This is a genomic window from Sporosarcina ureae DSM 2281 (genome assembly GCF_000425545.1).
GTDB classification, from domain to species: Bacteria; Bacillota; Bacilli; order Bacillales_A; family Planococcaceae; genus Sporosarcina; species Sporosarcina ureae.
Window position 1 is genome coordinate 181,066 of sequence record NZ_AUDQ01000001.1, and the last position, 19,834, is coordinate 200,899.

General features: G+C 42.0%; 17 protein-coding genes and 1 other annotated feature. Of the genes, 5 read left to right on the forward strand and 12 right to left on the reverse strand.

Annotation, left to right across the window (positions count from 1 at the left end; translation table 11 throughout):
- Nucleotides 1-53 precede the first annotated feature (53 nt).
- From mgtE to H605_RS0100945, 4 genes are all read right to left on the reverse strand, one after another.
- Nucleotides 54-1,430 (reverse strand): magnesium transporter, encoded by a 1,377-nt coding sequence (gene mgtE, locus H605_RS0100930; protein ID WP_099692197.1) that lies wholly within the window; start codon nt 1,428-1,430, stop codon nt 54-56.
- Nucleotides 1,431-1,514: 84 nt separating this feature from the next.
- Nucleotides 1,515-2,465, reverse strand: coding sequence for an RluA family pseudouridine synthase (locus H605_RS0100935; protein ID WP_051210442.1), 951 nt, complete (start codon nt 2,463-2,465; stop codon nt 1,515-1,517).
- Nucleotides 2,446-3,279 carry an NAD kinase gene (locus tag H605_RS0100940; protein ID WP_029052471.1) on the reverse strand — a complete coding sequence of 278 codons (834 nt, stop codon included), beginning with the start codon at nt 3,277-3,279 and terminating at the stop codon, nt 2,446-2,448. Before H605_RS0100940 ends, H605_RS0100935 begins: the two co-directional genes overlap by 20 nt.
- A gap of 42 nt (nt 3,280-3,321) precedes the next feature.
- Nucleotides 3,322-3,705: a UPF0738 family protein gene (locus tag H605_RS0100945; RefSeq protein ID WP_029052472.1), complete on the reverse strand. Its 384-nt coding sequence runs from the start codon at nt 3,703-3,705 to the stop codon at nt 3,322-3,324.
- A gap of 159 nt (nt 3,706-3,864) precedes the next feature.
- On the opposite strand from H605_RS0100945, the gene H605_RS0100950 reads away from it, so the two are divergent.
- From H605_RS0100950 to H605_RS0100960, 3 genes are all read left to right on the forward strand, one after another.
- Nucleotides 3,865-4,524: a lytic transglycosylase domain-containing protein gene (locus tag H605_RS0100950; RefSeq protein WP_029052473.1), complete on the forward strand. Its 660-nt coding sequence runs from the start codon at nt 3,865-3,867 to the stop codon at nt 4,522-4,524.
- A 370-nt stretch (nt 4,525-4,894) separates the two neighbouring features.
- Nucleotides 4,895-5,287, forward strand: coding sequence for a globin domain-containing protein (locus H605_RS0100955; protein ID WP_029052474.1), 393 nt, complete (start codon nt 4,895-4,897; stop codon nt 5,285-5,287).
- Nucleotides 5,284-6,108: a DsbA family protein gene (locus H605_RS0100960; RefSeq protein ID WP_029052475.1), complete on the forward strand. Its 825-nt coding sequence runs from the start codon at nt 5,284-5,286 to the stop codon at nt 6,106-6,108. The genes H605_RS0100955 and H605_RS0100960 overlap by 4 nt, the downstream gene beginning before the upstream one ends.
- Before the next feature lie 283 nt (nt 6,109-6,391).
- Here the strand turns inward: H605_RS0100960 and pepF are convergent, their stop codons facing one another.
- The 4 genes from pepF to spxA all read right to left on the reverse strand — a co-directional run bounded on the left by pepF (nt 6,392) and on the right by spxA (nt 11,724).
- Entirely contained in the window at nt 6,392-8,209 is a 1,818-nt protein-coding gene (pepF, locus tag H605_RS0100965) for an oligoendopeptidase F (protein WP_029052476.1), read from the reverse strand.
- Between the two features lie 49 nt (nt 8,210-8,258).
- Nucleotides 8,259-9,416 carry a competence protein CoiA gene (locus H605_RS17145; RefSeq protein WP_051210418.1) on the reverse strand — a complete coding sequence of 386 codons (1,158 nt, stop codon included), beginning with the start codon at nt 9,414-9,416 and terminating at the stop codon, nt 8,259-8,261.
- Nucleotides 9,417-10,436: 1,020 nt separating this feature from the next.
- On the reverse strand, nt 10,437-11,087 hold the full coding sequence (mecA, locus tag H605_RS0100975; protein ID WP_029052477.1) for an adaptor protein MecA: 651 nt from the start codon (nt 11,085-11,087) through the stop codon (nt 10,437-10,439).
- 238 nt (nt 11,088-11,325) lie between these two features.
- Complete coding sequence (spxA, locus tag H605_RS0100980) at nt 11,326-11,724, reverse strand: transcriptional regulator SpxA (RefSeq protein WP_009765721.1); 399 nt, start codon at nt 11,722-11,724, stop codon at nt 11,326-11,328.
- A 435-nt stretch (nt 11,725-12,159) separates the two neighbouring features.
- Nucleotides 12,160-12,372: a binding site (T-box leader), on the forward strand.
- A 93-nt stretch (nt 12,373-12,465) separates the two neighbouring features.
- Here spxA and trpS point away from each other — a divergent pair.
- Complete coding sequence (gene trpS, locus H605_RS0100985) at nt 12,466-13,452, forward strand: tryptophan--tRNA ligase (RefSeq protein ID WP_029052478.1); 987 nt, start codon at nt 12,466-12,468, stop codon at nt 13,450-13,452.
- Nucleotides 13,453-14,068: 616 nt separating this feature from the next.
- Here the strand turns inward: trpS and fabF are convergent.
- The gene (gene fabF / locus H605_RS0100990; protein ID WP_029052479.1) at nt 14,069-15,304 is read right to left on the reverse strand and encodes a beta-ketoacyl-ACP synthase II; all 1,236 of its coding nucleotides are present in this window, start codon (nt 15,302-15,304) and stop codon (nt 14,069-14,071) included.
- 44 nt (nt 15,305-15,348) lie between these two features.
- Nucleotides 15,349-16,281, reverse strand: coding sequence for a beta-ketoacyl-ACP synthase III (locus tag H605_RS0100995; RefSeq protein ID WP_029052480.1), 933 nt, complete (start codon nt 16,279-16,281; stop codon nt 15,349-15,351).
- 190 nt (nt 16,282-16,471) lie between these two features.
- On the opposite strand from H605_RS0100995, the gene H605_RS0101000 reads away from it, so the two are divergent.
- Nucleotides 16,472-16,642 carry a DUF2929 family protein gene (locus H605_RS0101000; RefSeq protein ID WP_233208487.1) on the forward strand — a complete coding sequence of 57 codons (171 nt, stop codon included), beginning with the start codon at nt 16,472-16,474 and terminating at the stop codon, nt 16,640-16,642.
- Nucleotides 16,643-16,699: 57 nt separating this feature from the next.
- Here the strand turns inward: H605_RS0101000 and H605_RS17150 are convergent, their stop codons facing one another.
- Both H605_RS17150 and rraA read right to left on the reverse strand, forming a co-directional pair.
- Nucleotides 16,700-18,838: an ATP-dependent Clp protease ATP-binding subunit gene (locus tag H605_RS17150; RefSeq protein ID WP_418347014.1), complete on the reverse strand. Its 2,139-nt coding sequence runs from the start codon at nt 18,836-18,838 to the stop codon at nt 16,700-16,702.
- A 154-nt stretch (nt 18,839-18,992) separates the two neighbouring features.
- Nucleotides 18,993-19,472: a ribonuclease E activity regulator RraA gene (rraA, locus tag H605_RS0101010; RefSeq protein ID WP_029052482.1), complete on the reverse strand. Its 480-nt coding sequence runs from the start codon at nt 19,470-19,472 to the stop codon at nt 18,993-18,995.
- Nucleotides 19,473-19,834: the final 362 nt, after the last annotated feature.

A 19,834-nucleotide genomic window follows, 5' to 3' on the forward strand; every position in this document is an offset into this window, starting at 1 on the left:
ATATGTGAGCTAAACGCCTAACGTTCCGAAATAAAAAAAACAATATTCCCAGTTCATAAAGAACTAAGGAATACTGTTGCAAGTCCTAGATAAATGACGACACTGATCACGTCGTTAAGAGTTGTAATAAATGGTCCTGAGGCAACAGCCGGGTCCACTTTGAGTTTATGCATAAATAATGGAATAAATGATCCTGAAATGGTTGCAACGAAAATAGAGACCATCATCGCTGCTCCTACAAGTAAAGCAATAACTAATTCATGCTTCCAGATAAAGATTAATAGGACGACGAATATCGCACAAATCACACCTGTAATAATCCCAGTGCCCGCTTCTCGTATGAGTAACTTTATCTTACTTTCATCCTCAATATCACGCGTTGCAATACCACGAACCGCAACAGCCAGTGACTGTGTCCCACTATTTCCGGCAGTTCCGGCGATTAAAGGGATAAACGCTGCTAATAGTGCGACTTGGGAAATCGTTTCAGTAAATAGGTCAATTAAGTTGGCTGTTAACATTCCAAGAATTAATAAAATTAGCAACCAGGGAATCCGTTTTTTTGCAGCAGAGAACGGGTTCTTATCAAATGTATCCATTGTCGAGACACCAGCAAGCTTAGAATAGTCATCCGATGCTTCTTCATCGATAACATCGATAATGTCATCAACTGTGATAATCCCCAAAATATGTTGCTGGAAGTCAACAACAGGCACAGCCAAGAAATCATAGTCCTGAATCGTGCGAGCAACGTCTTCCTGATCATCGGAAACAGATACGCTAACGACGCGATCACTCATAATGGAACGAATTAATGTATCTTCATCCGCAATAATTAAGTCACGTAACGAAACGACCCCTGTTAAACGTTGAAAGTCATCTACAACGAAAATATAGTAAATCGTCTCGGCGCTTGGTGCTTCACTACGCAAAATGGTCATAGCGGAACGAACAGTTGAATTCTCAGAAACCGTAACGAATTCTGTCGTCATGATCGAACCGGCTGTATATTCCTCATAGTGTAGTAATGCTTTAATTTGAATCGCAGCTTCTTTATCCATCAACGTTAGATAGCTGACGACTTTCTTTTTATCTAGTTCTTTCAGGACATCTACCGCATTATCCACAAACATGTATGAAATCATCTCTGCGGCATATGTCGCGTCCATCTCCTCAAGGAACTCTTCGTATTCATCTTCTTCAATTTCACTTGTTTCAAATATTTCCGCAAGTTCTTTTGGTGATAGATAAAAATACATTAATTCCCGAAGCTCTGCACCAACTTCTTCATAAAAAGTCGCTCGATCATATGGATGAAGTGCAAGATATTCCTGTCTGAACGAATGGATGTCTTCGTTGTTCAGCAATTCTCGCAACTTATCTATATCCAAAACAATTTCACTTTTCATTTGTTCTGGTTGAGTAGTCATGATTTCACACCTTCCCTTCTGCACATACAGTACGCTCTCACGTACTAGTAAGTTCCTATACACCGTACATGTTTTTTTACATTTTCAGAGTTGTTGCTGTTGAGAGAATCCGCACACTTGCTGACTTTTCCGTAAGTAGTATTTCATATCTTCTGGCAACGGACTAGTAAAATGCATTCTCTTCCTCGTGATTGGGTGAAGTAAACTGACGCCCGAGCAATGCAATGCTTGGCGTGGGAATACATCTAGGTTCGCACCGTATAAATCGTCACCCACAAGCGGATGACCGAGCCATTGCATATGCACACGTATTTGATGCGTACGGCCTGTGTGCAACGTCAAGTCTATGACGGAGAAACAGTCTTCTGCATTACGATAATGCGCCTTTACTGAAACATCCGTTTTTGAATACTGACCATCTTGCCGTACAATTCTTTCAATGATACTACCTTCTTTTCTGCCAATCGGTTGTTCGATCGTCACGAATGGTGTAGTAATGATACCTTGTGCGAATGCAGTATATTGGCGTTGAAACAAATCCTGCGCCATCTGCTTGCTCAACAGATGATGGATATGGCGGTTTTTCGCCACACAAATAATTCCTGATGTATCCGTATCAAGGCGTGTCACCATATGAGCAGTTGAAAGAATACCTTCTCTTTCAAATTTTCCACAGACAAAATTCGCAAGCGTTCCAGAAGGATGATTGCGAGAAGGTATCGTGCTCTGTCCAGCTGGTTTATCAAGCACCAGAAGGGTTTCATCTTCATACAAAATGGATAAAGCACCCTCTTGTGGAGTCAACCCATCACTCACCTGTTCTGGAGGGAACAATACTGTCACTTGATCATATGGCTGCAACTTATGACGCACGTTTTGAGACTGTCCATTCACCAGAATCTCTCCGCCGCGATATTTAATAGCCGTTAACGTCGTTTTGGAAATTTCATGCTGTGCCAAAAATTCACGAAGCAGTCCACTTTCCTTCACAACGAATTGTAATTGAAACAACGTATTATTTTTTCTTTTCATCATCTTCACGTTCATAGATTAAATCACTCGCTACGAATGATTCTTCTACACGTTTCCAGAATGGGAAAGGACGGAAGCGTGCAAAGCCCATTTTTTCATTGGATACTTTGTATTCAATGGATTTAACATCTTTATGAAGGAGCTGCAAATGATCGACTGTTACCATGAAATCAGGGCCTTTTACAGGCGTCAATGTACAGATGTGATGATCCGGTAAAATGAGTGGAGATCCGACTGTACGGAATACACGATTATTAATCGATGCCATTTCTGTCAATTGCATGGATGGCAATGAAGGATGGATAATCGCACCACCAAGAGATTTACTGTAAGCAGTTGAACCAGACGGTGTTGACATGCAAAGTCCATCTCCCCTAAAGCGTTCAAAGTGTTCTCCATTTAACTCAACATCCATCACCAAAGTAACTTCAGGTGACTTAACTGTGGATTCATTCAACGCTAAATAAGATGCACTTTTTTCAGAATGACGATAATTAATCGTTACTTCGATCAAAGGATACTCGATGACTTCGTACTCTTGTCTTGCGATCAAGATCACCAATTTTTCTATTTCAGATGGTTTCCAGTCTGCATAAAACCCTAAGTGTCCCGTATGAATCCCCACAAACGATGTCTTATCTAAGCGGTGTATGTATTTATGGAAAGCATGTAATAGCGTTCCATCCCCACCGATGGACAAAACAATATCCGGTTCTTCCTCATCGTATTTCAAACCGAAATCGCGTAAATACACACGTGCTTCTTTCATTAACTTATTGGATATCTCGTCATTTCGCGACTGAATTGTGAATTTCATTACGTCACTTCCATTCTTTTTGTGAATTTGTTTCGCCATATATCAATTCACCTTTTCCAGCACCGGCCTGAATATTTCTTCGACAGCTGTACTGAATTCCTCGCCATAGTTATCATTACCCTCAATATTGAAAATCAACGCCTGCAATTCGTCTGCAGCACCTGTTAATAATATTTTCTCGTCTTGCCAAACCAACACGGGTTCAGCTTGTTGTAACAGCATATCCACTAGTCCGTTCCAGCTGTCTTTTGTGAAATATGCATAACGATAGCCGGTCTCGTGATCAAATATATATACAAAGGATTGACGATCTGTGTCTGTCAACATTGTTCCAGTTGGGGAACCTAACGGCCACTCTGCCTCAGGATTCAATATAAATTGAATTTCATTATCGTTTTGACTTGTTTCAATGATCACATTTTTCATATCCAAGACATTCACTTCCTTAATTAAAGACTTTACGTTTAGTCTACCATATGACACACGTAGTTGCATTTCGTTACTGTGCATTATGGTAAGAAAGTTGGTATAATAGATATAATAAATGAATTTATTTAATACCTTTACTAAACAGGAGGAAAAAGTATGAATCTTGACCCAATTAACACTCGGTTACTCCTTGAAATCAATACGCTACAAACTCTTGGAGCGGTCCAGTCCTTTAGTAACAATCCACCGACTAGCTCCAATGAATTTCAAATGATGCTTACACAATTAATGGAAGGCAATCAATTGAGCCCTGAACTTGCAAAACAATCGGAACAACTATTTAGCCAAGGAAGCAACGTAATACCGTTTGGCATATCCACAAACCCAGTTGAAGAATTTACCGCTACATCACCCGCCACCTCGTCACCAGGAACGAACAATCCATATGCAGACATCATCAAACAAGCTGCCGACAAATATCAACTACCGGAAAAACTAATTGCCGCCGTCATCAAACAAGAATCCAACTTTAAAAGCAACGCAAAAAGTCATGCAGGCGCAGCCGGACTCATGCAACTAATGCCAGGCACAGCCAAATACCTTGGTGTATCCAACCCCATGGATCCAAAACAAAACATCATGGGCGGAGCCAAATACTTGCGCAACATGCTTAACCAATTCGGCTCAAACGAAATGGCACTAGCAGCATACAACGCTGGACCGGGGAACGTAAAAAAATACGGAGGCATCCCTCCCTTCAAAGAAACCCAGAACTACGTAAAAAAAGTCATGAACTACTACCAGCAAATGGTTTAATATTCTGTATTATATCAATAATTCCGCATACTATTTCTAAAAAGCTAAACAGTTGAACGGAGTGCAAGGCGACTCCAGGAAAAACGAGAGCTGAAAGCCCCGCAGGAAGAGCCGTTGCAAAGTACGGCTTATGCGAGTAAAAGCGAAGCGTTAGGAGCACATCTTTGTACTCGAAGCGGACAAGGAGATTGAAGCCGTGCCCGCGGAACGCAGGTCAACGGCGTCCATCGAATCACTAGTACCAATGGTTTATCCGACTCCAAACAGTAAATCTGCTATATAACAAGAAATAAAATAAGTTCTTTTATTTGTATAGAAATTCGTTCGTTGATAGAATACAGATACAGATGAACGAAGGGGTGTGAATTCAATGACTCGAAAACCTGTCATCCCTTTTGAGGAGATCGGCGAGAAAAAGTTACACGAACTAATTGAAACATTTTACGCAAAAGTGGCTGTTCACCCAGACCTCATTCCAATATTCCCTGATGATTTATCCGAAACCATTAGGAAGCAAAAACAATTTCAAACACAATATCTAGGTGGACCCAACCTGTTCACTGAAGAACATGGACATCCTATGATGAAAGCCCGACATAACCCTTTCCCTATCACACCTACACGCGCGGAAGCATGGCTAGCTTGCATGGCTGAGGCAATGGACGACGTAGGACTGGAGGGTCCACTTCGGGAAGTCTACTATAAGCGCCTTGTCTTAACAGCCAACCATATGGTAAATAGGAACGAGGAGGAAGATCAGTGAACTATCTAACTGTTATTGATGATACGTTACACTACTCTGCTTCAGTAAAGCCCATTGAACTCTATGTATTTCTAGATCCTTATTGTAAGGATTGTTGGTCACTGCAACCATTGCTACGTAAAATGCAAGTCCAATACGATCATTATTTTACGTTACGCATCGCGTTGAGAACGCCTATGACAAAACTGAATCCACCTTCTTTAATAGATCCGAACGATGCCAAGTCAACGAAGCGGTCAAATCCTTGTTTTCCTAATATTGCAGTAAAAGCTGCTGAGTTCCAAGGTAAGAGAGCTGGATTCCGTTACTTGTCCTGTTTACTTGAGTATTCCTTTTTGAAAAAGCGTGACGTCGCATCCTATTCAGTACTCATTGAAATTGCTGCACGCATTAATTTAGACGTAGATGAATTTATTGCAGATTTTACTTCTGAAGAAACATCACGTGCTTTGCAAGTCGATATGTATTTAGGTAACGAAATGGAAGTGGATGAAGCTCCAACTTTCGTCTTCTTCAATAGCAACATTGAAGACGAAGGATTGAAAGTGAGCGGTCTCTATGACTATGCAATCTACGAACAGATTTTAGAAGAACTAGTCGGAGGACAACTTCTACCAGAGATGCCCCCTTCTATTGATTCTTTGTTCAATCGCTTCGATCTACTCACCACGACAGAAATTGCAGAAATGGGTCATGTGACAGAAAAAGAAGCTGAACGCGAATTAAAGAAACGCTTACTGAAACAGGAAATCGAACGGATTCCATTTCAAGATCGTACGTTATGGCGCAAAAAGCAACCTAATTGTTCACTAATTAAATAGCCCTTATACTTGTCGAAGCCCACCAATTACTTGGGGGCTTCGACTTTTTACTATGAAAATAACATAAAGAAAAGAGCATCCGCTCCTGGGGGGGAGTGAATGCTCTTCTTCAAAGGGAATGGGAGAAATGTTCACGTTCAAACAAAAGGGGTGTATGTTTGGTATGTGATTTATTCCACATTAACACCATATCATAAATGACTTATGACTTCAACAAATTATAACAGCTTTCATTTAAATGTCACGGTATTCGCAGATGTCTGTCGAAACACGGAATCGAAAATTACCCTCTTTTTGCTAATAAACGTTCCAGCTCATCTAATCGCGCTTCAAATACTCGGCAAGCTTCTTCGATCGGTTTTTCAGATGTCATATCGACACCCGCTTTTTTCAGTACTTCGATAGGATAATCCGATGATCCCGCCTTCAAGAAGTTCGTAATATAACGTTCTACTGCAGGCTCTCCCTCTTCTAGAATCTGCTTACTGAGTGCTACAGCTGCACTATATCCTGTCGCGTATTGATAGACATAATAATTCATATAGAAGTGAGGAATACGTGCCCATTCTAAACCGATTTCCTCGTCACTAACAATCGCGTCACCATAATACTTTTTATTTAACGCATAATATTCCTCTGTTAACTTTTCAGCCGTTAATGGCACACCTTCTTGATCCAGCTTATGGATTAAGTGTTCGTATTCCGCAAACATGGTCTGGCGGAACACCGTCGCACGGAATCCATCTAGCCAATAGTTCAACAAGTAGATTCGCTGATCTTCGTCTGTCGTCACTTTCAATAAGTGATCATTCAGCAATGCTTCATTGACTGTCGACGCCACTTCGGCCACAAATATAGAATAACCACTATAAATGAATGGTTGATACTTACGTGAATAATAACTGTGTACACTATGTCCGAACTCATGTGCTAGCGTAAATAGATTGTTCACATTGTCTTGCCAGTTCATTAAGATGTATGGGTTTGTTCCATAAGAACCTGAGGAATACGCGCCTGAACGTTTCCCTTTATTTTCACGAACATCAACCCAGCGATTATCAAGACCTTCTTTTACAACAGCCTGATAATCTTTACCGAGCGGATGGAAGCTCTCAAGCATAGTTTCTTTCGCTTCCTCGTATGTGTATTTCATCTCTGTATCTTCCACTAGTGGCGTGTAGATATCCCACATATGAAGCGTATCTACTTTCAATATTTTTTTACGCAATGCTACATAGCGATGCAATAAACCAAGATTCTTATTTATAGTAGACAACAGGTTTTCATATACTTGCTCGGGAATATGGTTATTGGATAATGCTGCCTCTCTTGCTGAACTATAATTTCTAATTCTTGCATTCACATTATGCCCTTTTACGTTACCGCTTAACGTCGAAGCAAATGTATTTTTGAACTCTCCATATCTTGAATACATTTCTTTAAATGCCGCTTCGCGAACTTTTGGATCTTTGCTCTCTAGGAATTGTGAATAACGACCATGTGTTAATTGCACGTCATTGCCGTCTTCGTCTTTGACCAAACCGAAAGTTAGATCCGCGTTGTTCAACATACTGAATGTTTCAGAAGATTTTCCTGTTACTTCAGACAACTGCGCGATTAATTGTTCCTGTTCTGAGGACAAGACGTGAGCACGTTCTGCATTCAACTCTTCAAATTCCTGTTTATATAAACGCAAGCCTTCATGTGACTCAATTGTTTCATTCAATTGCTTTTCATCGATGGAAAGTAACTCTGGAGTGAAATAAGATAACGCTGTAGATATTTTTACAACTAACGTTCGAATTCGGCCATCCATTGCCTGATAAAAGCTGTTCGTTGTATCTTGATCTGTTTTCAGATGCGCATACGTATACAATCTACGTAGTCGTTCTGCCAATTTATCACGATAGGTTAACGCTTCAAAAAGTGGACGAGCGCCATTGCCAAGAGTGCCTTTATACTGTTCTGCATCTTTAGCCATCTCTTCAATTTTGCTGTATTCTTTATCCCATTCTTCATCAGAAGAAAATATATCTTCCAAGCGCCATGTTTCCTCTTCCGATACCTCATCGCGCGTCAGTACTTTGTTATCATTCGTCAATCCAATTCCTCCTTCTGCATTTACCGTTATTTGATTCTATTGTATTTTCTCAATTCCTAGCATGCATTGCAAGAAATCGCCCTGAAAGTATTTCCAGTACAAAATCTCTCCTCATAAATTTATCCATCCGATAAATATCTATGCGTTGCTCTCTCAAGAAATCCACATAGTTTTGACAAGCTTCCAACTGTAGGCTTGAATCCCCTTCAAATGTTTTGACAAATGAATGAAGAGTGGAGCGATTTAATTGAAAGGGCGTACATCTCGTTTGTCGGATAGCCGCAATCAGTAGTAATTGCCATTCACAATCAGACTCTGTAAATGCCGCTTGTCCAAATGTCGGAACACCAATCCATGCGGGTAATTGAATGGGCTGCATACGCATTTCATAACACGCACGCAAAAAGCGATGATGGATACCTCTTTGATTATACCCAATTACCGACCGAAGATACTTTCGGCGTGCAGATTGATATTGACGCGTCAGGTCTTCTATATCTTTTCTGGAAGGAGTAGCAGGAATAGCAAACGGAATCGTTTGATGTTTGATTCGCATAACGGAGTGACACATCGCAAACGCGGTGCCGCGAAGATGAATGAAGTGACTGAGATAGTGAAATTGTTGCTTTGACGGATTGTACGTTAAGAAAACTGACAATTTTTCTTTAGTACTTGAATGAATGTGGCGGATAAAGTGTTGTTGGAATTGCGTCAATTGATAGGCAAGAACAAATGCCGAAGAGTCTTGGATTTTTGGTGGCGTTAAGACGATCCATATAGGGAGCATATTTACGGTATGGTACCCTGCATTACGCTCGAGGATACGTGCAATGGGAATCGTACTGCATTGGAATTCGATCGGAATTTGTTCGTTTTGCCATGTTACTAGCAGATCGGGACGTTGCCGAATAGCGGGCAGATATGGCTCCATTTTAGTTTGTAGGTGTAGTTGTGAAAATAGTTCATAGAGTTGGATTTTACCGAGCAGATGGGTTGGGGACTCCCCTTCTGAAAAGCTGTCCCGGCAGGTGGTTTGCTTCAGATGAGCAAAGTGTGGGATGACAATGTCGCCGACTTTCAGGAGTACTTGTTCTTTGCATTGAGGACAATAATAGGTTTCGTTTTTACGCCACTCTCGTAAGCTGGTCAGGGATGACTGCCGTGTTAGCACGACTTGCTTCCCGCCACTTGTAAGAGCTGTTAACAAGGCTTTCACACTCCTTCTCTTTTATACTACGAATTTTCTGATTAGTTGGCAAGGGGCAAGTTTTATATTTTTTCGATTTTGACTAGGTTAGTCAGTTGAGGAGTTGCCTATATTCCCCAACTTAGAATCTTGGTTGGCGTAAAGACTAGGCGGCTGCGGGGCTTTGTTACTATTTGTTGGGGGCGTAGCTCGACTGGTTGTTGGGGATGGAAGTTAGTAAGTGTCTGCTTTCTGGACCCGCGCAGGCACGTGGGGGATTGCCTACAGCCAGGAGCCAGCTGGCGGTGGTGCTGCCAGTTGTCTCCTGGCCACGGCTTACCCCGCAGTTGTGCCTGTGCTACTGAGTGATGTTTATTTTGGTTGTGGTTCTTAGAATATTCAATTGCTTACCTTACCCAACCTGCAAGCGCGGTTGACAGAGAGACTAGGCGGCTTCGGGTCTCTGGCACTTTTGGTTGGGGGCGTAGCTCGACTGGTCGTTGAGGATTGAAGTGGCTGAGTGTTCGTTTTCTGAACCCGCACAGGCACGTGGGGGATTGCCTACAGCCAGGAGCCAGCTGGCGGTAGTGCTGCCAGTTGTCTCATGGCCACGGCCTACCCCGCAGTTGTGCCTGTGCTACTGAGGGGTAGTTATTTTCGTTGTGGTTCTAATAGTAAAAAATATCAGCTACATCATGATATCTCGTATGTATTGCTTGCGAAAGAAGTCTACGAACTGCCCTACACTCGACGCAACGAAGGCGCCTGCTGTGGCGGCTCATCGCGAGAGCCGTCCACCAGCGCCGAAGTGGCGGCAATGAAGTTGCCACTTCGATTGCCAGCTAAACTACAACCCCTAATTGAATAGGAAAAAGAAAAGTACGTGGCAGAACCACAAGCCAACTTCGATTATTAGGCCTGCTAAATAGAAATGTAATCCAACAAGTACTTGAACTAGCCCCATATACTACCAAACGAAAAAGCTAGCGTTGGTTGGCAAAACAAAAAAGGCTACCAAGTTACTGGTAGCCTTTTAGAGTATTATGAGAAATATTTATTTACTTGTTCAAATACGTCAGATCCCATGACTTCCTTGCCGTACTCACCTATACGATGAATAGACATCTTAGACACTGCACCGTATTCTGTTACCATGCTGGCAATGTCCTTCGCACGTTTCTTCTCAATGAGAGAATAGTCGAAGCGTAAGTTGAGATAATAACGATCCTCGAATGCATATAGTTGCGAATCAAATTCGTCTTCGAGTGAAATCATTTTGCTGGCCAATGGTATGATCTGGTCAAACTCATTGAAAACAAATAATCTATCTGTAACTTGTAACTCTTCTTCACTTTCCTCTTCAGACTCAGTAATCGCATCGAAAATTGGGTCGAATAATTCTTCTGGATCTTCAATTCCAAAAGGAAACTGTGATGATTCTGCGTTCTTCGGAAGATGTGCGCGAGTTACAATCACTTCAATGCCTTCATTCATAGCGTTGACTTGAATCCAAAGCGGTCCTTCTACTTCAAATTCCGTATCATCACCAAGTTCATCCATCATATCCCAAAAAAGCTCTTCGCTTTTATCGCGGTTATACCAGACGTCTTCTTTACTAAAACCACGGGCTTCAATATCTCCATAGGATAAATTAAACTTTACCGTGTTTTCATTAATGCGCTCTATTTCCATCCCTTATCTCTCCCTTCTGTAGAACAGGCCCTCCCCTGTCATATACTAATACACACTTGCAATGCTTATTACTACTATATGTCGGCTCCGACGTTTTCGTAAGGGTTAATTGTATTTCATTTTACCGATGTTTGCATTGAAGTGGCTCATCTAGAGGAATACAAGGGAATATCAATTCAAAAAAGCTGATAGGCACAATTGTATCCCGTGTCATCCCTATCAGCTTTTGTTATTAAGATTAGTTTACCATCCGCCGCGCTTCGAGCAGCTGATAGGCTCTAACTTTTCTCGGTAGGAAACGACGAATCTCATCTTCATTATACCCTACTTGGAGTCTTTTTTCATCTAGAATGATTGGTCTTCTTAAAAGACCAGGATGTTCTTGTATCAATTCATATAGTCTTTGAAGCGGAAGACTTTCTACGTCAACATTTAGCTTTTGAAATATTTTGGATCGTGTTGAAATAATTTCGTCAGTACCATCTTCCGTCATGCGAAGAATTTGTTTGATTTCTTGAATATTTAATGGCTCAGAGAAGATGTTACGCTCTGTATAAGGAATCTCATGTTCCTCCAACCATGCTTTTGCTTTTCTACAAGATGTACAACTAGGCGATGTATAAAGTGTGACACCCATTTATTGACACGTCCTTTCTCACGGCTTACGCTCATTAGTTTTAGTATATTTGCAATTCGTGTAATTCACTTTAGAATTATTATAATTAATGTCTATACTGTTCATTATACACATAATCATTCTCAATTAATATAGTTTTTTGAAAAAACTTTTCTGGAATACACAATTTCTTATTTTTCAACATTCCAGTAGAGAATCATGCATTTTTCTGCGATAAATGAACATCTTCTTCTTTTATACCCAGCGCAGAAATGTTTTAAACATTGCATTTGTAAATAAATGCATTCTCATTTAGAAAATACTTCTACTAATTATTCCCTCTCTGTATAGTACGTACAGGTGTACTAAAAGGTTTCATGTTGTGCAAATCTTTTTCTTTTCATCCAATCAAAGTTGCATTCTTTACAAGGTATCGATATAATCTTAAGCAATAAGTGAATGGCATTGAAGGAATAAGTATTTTTGTGGTGGTTTTTGTAGAGAGCTTGTATAAGGTGAAAACAAGTAAAACCTTACAAAAAGAATGGGCTCCTGAGCTTGATGGATGAAAACAGTACTCCATCACGTCTTCCCACGTTACGGGAATTGAGTGGCTATTAGTAGCAATTCGGGTGGTACCACGGTTACCTTTCATCAATCGTCCCTATTTACAGGGGATGACTGATGTTTTTTTATGCCATTTTTCACGTATGATACAGACTGTTTCGTTCCAGTCGACAATTAAAAGGAGGAAACATTATTATGAAAACTATTTTTTCGGGCGTACAACCAACAGGTGTCATCACATTAGGGAACTACATTGGCGCATTCCGTCAATTCGTTGAACTACAAAACGACGAGGATTGTATTTTTTGTATCGTAGATCAGCACGCAATCACAGTACAACAAAATCCAGATGACCTTAAACAAGCGATTCGTTCATTAGCTGCAACGTATATCGCAAGTGGCATTGATCCAAATAAATCCACATTGTTTATCCAATCAGAAGTTCCAGCTCATGCACAAGCTGGATGGATCATGCAATGCATATCGTACATTGGTGAACTCGAACGTATGACACAGTTTAAAGACAAATCAGATGGAGCAGAAGGTGTATCTGCCGCACTTCTTACCTACCCTCCATTAATGGCTGCGGACATTTTATTGTATAATACGGATATTGTGCCTGTCGGGGAAGATCAGAAGCAACATTTAGAGCTAACTAGAGATCTAGCAGAGCGTTTCAATAGCCGATATGGAAAAGTATTGACCATTCCAGCCGTTCGTATTCCTAAAAATGGTGCTCGTATAAAATCTTTACAAGATCCTCTGAAGAAAATGAGTAAATCTGATCCAAATAAAAAAGCGACGATTACGATTTTAGACACACCAAAAGAAATCGAAAAGAAAGTCAAAAGTGCTGTAACGGATTCTGAAGGTATCGTGAAATTTGACGTAGAAAATAAACCAGGTGTCTCCAATTTATTGATTATTGAATCTTCACTAAGTGGTTTGTCGATCGAAGAATTAGAAGTAAAATACGAAGGCCAAGGCTACGGGGCATTTAAGGCCGGTGTCGCTGAAGCTATCAACCAACACTTAGCTGGAATCCAAGAACGTTATCACGAACTAATCAACTCTCCTGAACTCGATGCAATCCTCGACCAAGGAGCAGAAAAAGCAAACACCATCGCTTCCGCCACACTCAAAAAGATGGAGGCCGCGATGGGCTTGGGACGTACACGGTAAGCAGCAATAAAATAATTGCACCTACCAACATCATAAAATCCGTCGACTGCAATATGAAAATCAAAATCTGTCGATAGTTATAACCAAGCGCAGAATAATTCAAGTAAAACAACAAATTAGCTAACGTCACGACAATCACACAATAACTACAAACAAACACAAAAAAACGCGTCACAGACATCTCGTCCTTTACCCTTTTCTTTCATCCTATGTTCAGACCAGGTGTAATTAGACGAGTCCCGTCGCCCACAACCAAAAAGACTGAAAACATCTCCCGAAAAACCTTCCATGGAGCATGTCTTCAGTCTTTTTTATTATAAATTGGTTTTATTTGGTTTCGGCTTTGGCTTCAAGTTTTAATGCGCCGATGTTCACTTGATAGAACAACACACTAGTTGACCGTAAGTGGAAGGCGGCGACTCCCGATGGATCAGCCCGATCAGGTGAGACAACTATAGGGAGCTTGCGACCTAGTTGGCTCACCGCGGGCCCATGGGAAAGCGTCCGCCTGGAACGTCGGTCTACGGCGCTATCCACCTTGAGCATGGCCTTTGACCTTGAATTTCTTCCATAAAAAAAAACGGAAAGGAGTCTAAACGACCCTTTCCGTCCATCTTTATATCTTCTTAAACACCAACGAAGCATTATGCCCGCCAAAGCCTAGCGAATTACTCATAGCATACGTAATATCTGCTTTACGCGCCTCATTCACTACATAATCCAAATCACACTCTGGATCCGGCGTCTCGTAATTCATCGTAGGAGGTAAAATCCCTTCCTGCAACGCCTTCACAGTAAAGATCGCCTCAATACCGCCAGCCGCACCAAGCAAATGACCCGTCATCGATTTAGTCGAACTCATTGCCAACTTATACGCATGATCACCAAACACAGTCTTCGCTGCCAACGTCTCAAATAAATCATTATACGGCGTGCTCGTGCCGTGCGCATTAATATAATCCACTTGCGTAGGTTCAACGCCCGCTTTTGCTAATGCCTGTTGCATCGCACGCGCTCCACCTTCTCCGCCTGGTGCAGGTGCTGTAATATGGTGTGCATCTCCAGTGGAACCGTATCCAACGATTTCTGCATAGATCTTCGCGCCACGGGCAACCGCATGCTCATATTCTTCCAAAATCATAATTCCTGCACCTTCACCCATTACGAAACCATCACGATTTTTATCGAACGGACGGGAAGCTTTTGTAGGATCATCATTTAAAGATAATGCTGTGCTTGCGATAAAGCCTGCTACTGCAAGTGACGTGATAGGTGCTTCAGTTCCACCTGTAATCATCACGTCTGCATCTCCACGCAGGATCACTTCAAATGCATCCCCGATAGAGTTTGTACCAGATGCACAAGCTGTTACCGAACAAGAGTTGATTCCTTTAGCACCTGTGAAAATGGATACTTGTCCTGCAGCCATATCGGGAATCATCATAGGAACGAAAAATGGACTGACACGTCGATAACCTTTTTCAAGGAATGTATTAAATTGTGTCTCGTGTGATTCCATTCCGCCGATTCCAGAACCGATCCAAACTCCTGTACGTAGCGCTAAGTCGCCTTCAAGTTCCAGGTTCGCATCTTTCATTGCCATCATCGAAGACGCGACTGCATAGTGCGTGAACCGATCCATTTTACGGGCATCTTTGCGGGAAACGTATTCCTCGATATTGAAACCTTTAACTTCTGCCATCACACTGACTGGGAATTTTTCTTGATCTAGTCTTGTCATGACGTCAATTCCAGATTTTCCTTCTAACACTGCTTTCCAAGATTCTTCAGCCGAGTTACCGACTGGCGAGATTCCACCGATACCCGTTACTACTACACGTCGTTTTTCCAATTTCAAACTTCCTTTCTATTATCAACTTTTGTTTTCCAGGCTAATTACTTACCCCATTTTATACATAAGCCGCCCCATGTCAAGCCGCCACCGAATCCTACCAGAACAATCACATCATCATCTTTCACTCGACCTTCAGCTAAATCGTCCGTCAATGAAATTGGTATAGATGCGGCCGATGTATTCCCGTACTTATGAACCGTTTTCGACATCTTCTCAACCGGCAAGCCTAAACGCTCACGCGACGCTTCCATAATACGGATATTCGCTTGGTGCGGCACAAGATAGTCCACTTCGTCTGTCTTCAAACCAGCTTTTTCCGCAACGTTGACTGCTGTTTCTCCCATTTGGCGGACCGCAAACTTGAATACTTCACGGCCGTTCATTTCTAGATATTTATCGTGATGGAGATGTTTTCCACCCGAACCGTCTGCTCCCAATTCAAATGATAGGATTCCTCTTCCTTCACTGACTTTACCAACGACTGTTGCTCCAGCACCGTCACCGAACAGGACAGCGGTATTACGATCTTCCCAGTCAACGATTTTTGATAACTTTTCCACGCCTACTACGAGGACATAATCATATGTGCCTGACTCAACAAATTGCTTCGCTGTTACGATACCATAGATGAACCCTGCACATGCTGCAGAAATATCCATCGCCGCTGCGTTTTTAGCACCTAAACGTTCTTGGATCATCGTTGCGACAGACGGGAAAATCTTATCTGGCGTAACTGTAGCTACCAAAATGAGACCGATTTGATCGGCACGAATATCTGCTGACTGTAATGCGTCTTTCGCTGCTTCAAACGCCATGTCCGATGTATCAATAGTATCTTCTGCGATTCGACGCTCTTCTATTCCCGTACGCGTGCGAATCCATTCGTCTGATGTGTCTAAACGTTTTTCTAAATCATGGTTTGTTAAAACAGTTGGTGGAACATATTTCCCCATTCCTAAAAGTCCAGCTCTCATCTCATCTACCCCGTTCCTTATCATCTAATATTAGTACCTGGTAGTAATTATAGAAGAAAAAACATGCTTTTTCAAGACGAGGACACTTTTCCGTCAAATATAATGTGTAATTTCATTTCAACGTTTTAGCTTACTATGGTATGATGTACTATGAAATAGACTAGTCGAGGTGAAAATCATGCACTATATTATGACATTTGTTTGGTCGTTCCTCTTGGTAGCTATGTTAAACTATGTTGCTGGCTCCATTGGGGGCAATGCATTTGACTTCATGGCGGGCGTTACCGTCTCAATCGTTTTGGCTATCCTTGTATTGATTATCACTACAATCATTCCAGACGAATCACCAGCAGACGTTTGATTTACGACCAAAAAGCGTAAGAACTGTTCAACAGTTCTTACGCTTTTTATTTTGATCTCATCGGACAACTTCCACAACCAATTCTCCTTCTTGCATGGACAATTTGATTTGCTGTCCTTCCACAAGACCGCCTCGTATAACCTCTTTCGCAACTTTTGTTTCCACATGTCGCTGAATGAATCGTTTCAATGGTCGCGCACCAAAGTCCGCATCTGCCCCTTCTCGAACAATCCAGTCGAGTACCTCATCATCATAGACGAGCAATAAATCTTGCTCTTCCAGACGCTCAACCAAATCACCAAGCATCTTGTTGGTAATTGCTTTAAATGAATCAGTGGTCAATGAATGGAAGATAATAATATCATCCATTCGGTTCAATAACTCCGGTTTGAAATGACTACGAAGTGCTGCCATGATCAAATCTTCTTTGGCATGCTCTGTATCTTCTAAATCATTCTCGAGTAAATAAGCTGACCCGATATTCGATGTCATGATGATGACAGTGTTCGTAAAGTTTACTAAACGCCCTTGACTATCAGTAATACGACCGTCATCTAAAATTTGCAGTAAAATATTCGCTACATCAGGATGCGCTTTTTCAATTTCATCCAATAATACAACAGCATATGGATTGCGTCGTACCGCTTCCGTTAACTGACCGCCTTCTTCATAGCCGATGTATCCTGGAGGTGCGCCGACTAGACGTGACACACTATGTTTCTCCATATACTCAGACATATCGATTCGTACGAAGTGATCTTCCGAATCAAATAACGTCGCTGCCAATGTTTTCGCAAGCTCTGTCTTCCCTACGCCAGTCGGTCCAAGGAATAAGAACGACCCAATAGGCTTATTTGGATCTTGAATCCCAGCACGCGCACGCCAGACAGCTTCTGTGACAAGTTGTACTGCATTGTCTTGTCCAATGACGCGTTCTTTCAATGTTTCATGCAAGCGCAATAACTTCTCACGCTCTCCTTCAACTAGTTTCGTTACCGGAATACCTGTCCAACGAGCAACGATTGAAGCGATCTCTTCTTCCGTCACTTCTTCACGTAACAGACGTATATCCTTCGTTCCTTCTAACGGACTTTCCAATGCTTTCAATTCTTTTTCCAACGCGGGAATTTTACCGTACTGTAATTCAGCGGCTTTGTTCAAATCAAAACTACCTTGCGCCTCTTCAAGTTCTCTACGGTAACGATCCAGTTCTTCACGTTTACTTTGAATAATTTTCAATGCAGCTTTTTCTTCATCCCACTGCTCCCGCATACCTTTTGATGAATCTTTCAAGTCTTCTAACTCTTCTCGTAAAGTTTGTAGACGCGACTGACTCATCGTATCTTTCTCTTTACGCAATGCTTGCTCTTCAATCTCAAGTTGCATGATTCTACGAGTCACCGCATCCAGCTCGGATGGCATTGAATCAATTTCCGTACGAATCATCGCACTCGCTTCATCGATTAAATCAATTGCTTTATCGGGCATGAAGCGTTCAGTTAAATAACGATCAGATAATGTTGCAGCGGCAACTATTGCACGGTCATGAATACGCACACCATGGTGCAATTCAAAACGTTCTTTTAGTCCACGCAAAATAGATACCGTATCTTCAACAGATGGTTCACGCACCATTACTTGCTGGAATCGTCTTTCAAGTGCCGCATCCTTCTCGATATACATCCGGTATTCATCGAGTGTAGTCGCACCAATACAATACAATTCACCGCGTGCAAGCATCGGCTTCAACATATTCCCCGCGTCCATCGCACCTTCTGTTTTCCCAGCTCCAACTATCGTATGAATCTCATCAATGAACATAATGATTTCGCCATCGCTATCTTTCACTTGCTTCAAAACACTTTTCAGACGCTCTTCAAACTCTCCGCGATACTTCGCACCCGCAATCAGTGCACTCATATCCAGCTCGAAAATCTGACGGTCTTTCAATCCTTCTGGCACATCCCCTTTTACAATACGCTGCGCCAATCCTTCCACAATTGCAGTTTTACCAACGCCAGGCTCCCCGATGAGAACAGGATTGTTTTTGGTCTTTCTTGATAATATTCGGATTACATTTCGAATTTCTTCATCCCGGCCAATAACCGGATCCATTTTTCCGTTTTTCACTTCTTCTACAAGATTACGACCGAATTGCTCTAGTGGTGAGCGCTGATCTTCTTGCATTCCGTCCATACGCATATACATCCGCCTCTCGTTTATTTGACTTTGACTATCTTTGATTAATTTAATTATAGAATATTTTTTGTCTGAAGTAAAAGATTAACACTCGAATTAGCCAACTATTTCAGACATAAAAAGTCGCCCGCAAGTATGCGAGCGACGTGTATTACACTAGTTGGCGTGGCGCAACGACTACCCCATCTTCGTCTGCGTAGACATAGTGACCTGGTGTCCATTCAACGTTTCCGAAGCGCAGAACTTCGTCTTTCTGCCCTTCGCCACGTTTGATACTCTTGACCGGCATGCTACCGATCGCCATGACACCAATTTCCTGTGTGCCAAGATCCGCAGTGTCGCGTGCACAGCCATAGATAATGACGCCTGCGAGTTTACGGTCTTGTGCGATTTCGCCGAGCATGTCCCCCATGAGTGCGCAGCGCTTTGAACCCCCGCCGTCTACAACCAATACATGGCCTTCTGGAATCGTTTGAAGCGCTTCTTTGACCAGCACATTGTCTTCAAAGACTTTCACTGTCGAGATCGGCCCCGAGAATCTCTTGTGTTTTCCGTAAGATTTGAACTCCACTGTACATACTTGCAGTTCGTCGATGAAGTCATCGCAAAGGTCTGCTGTTTTAACTGACATTTCCCATTCCCCCTAGTACATTCTGTTTGACGCTACCCTATTCCTATTCGACAAAATCCTGCATTTCCTTTTTTAAATCTATATATAGTCATAGAAGTTACAGATATTTGCTAAGAATAATTACAGGGCGTCCGTAAGGGGATTGAAGCTCCAGCTGGCGGACGCTTTCCCATGGGCGTGGCCTTGAGCCTCCTCGTGCGCTTCGCTTCTGCGGGGTCTCAAGGCGCACGCTGATCCATCGGGAGTCGCCGCCAGCTTCCGCTTCAATCCTAGTTACAAAGTGGTGGTAACTAGATTACATACTGTGAATAGAAAGTGAATGATTGTTGTGGTTCCATTAGTTCAAGTTTAAATCAGTCCAG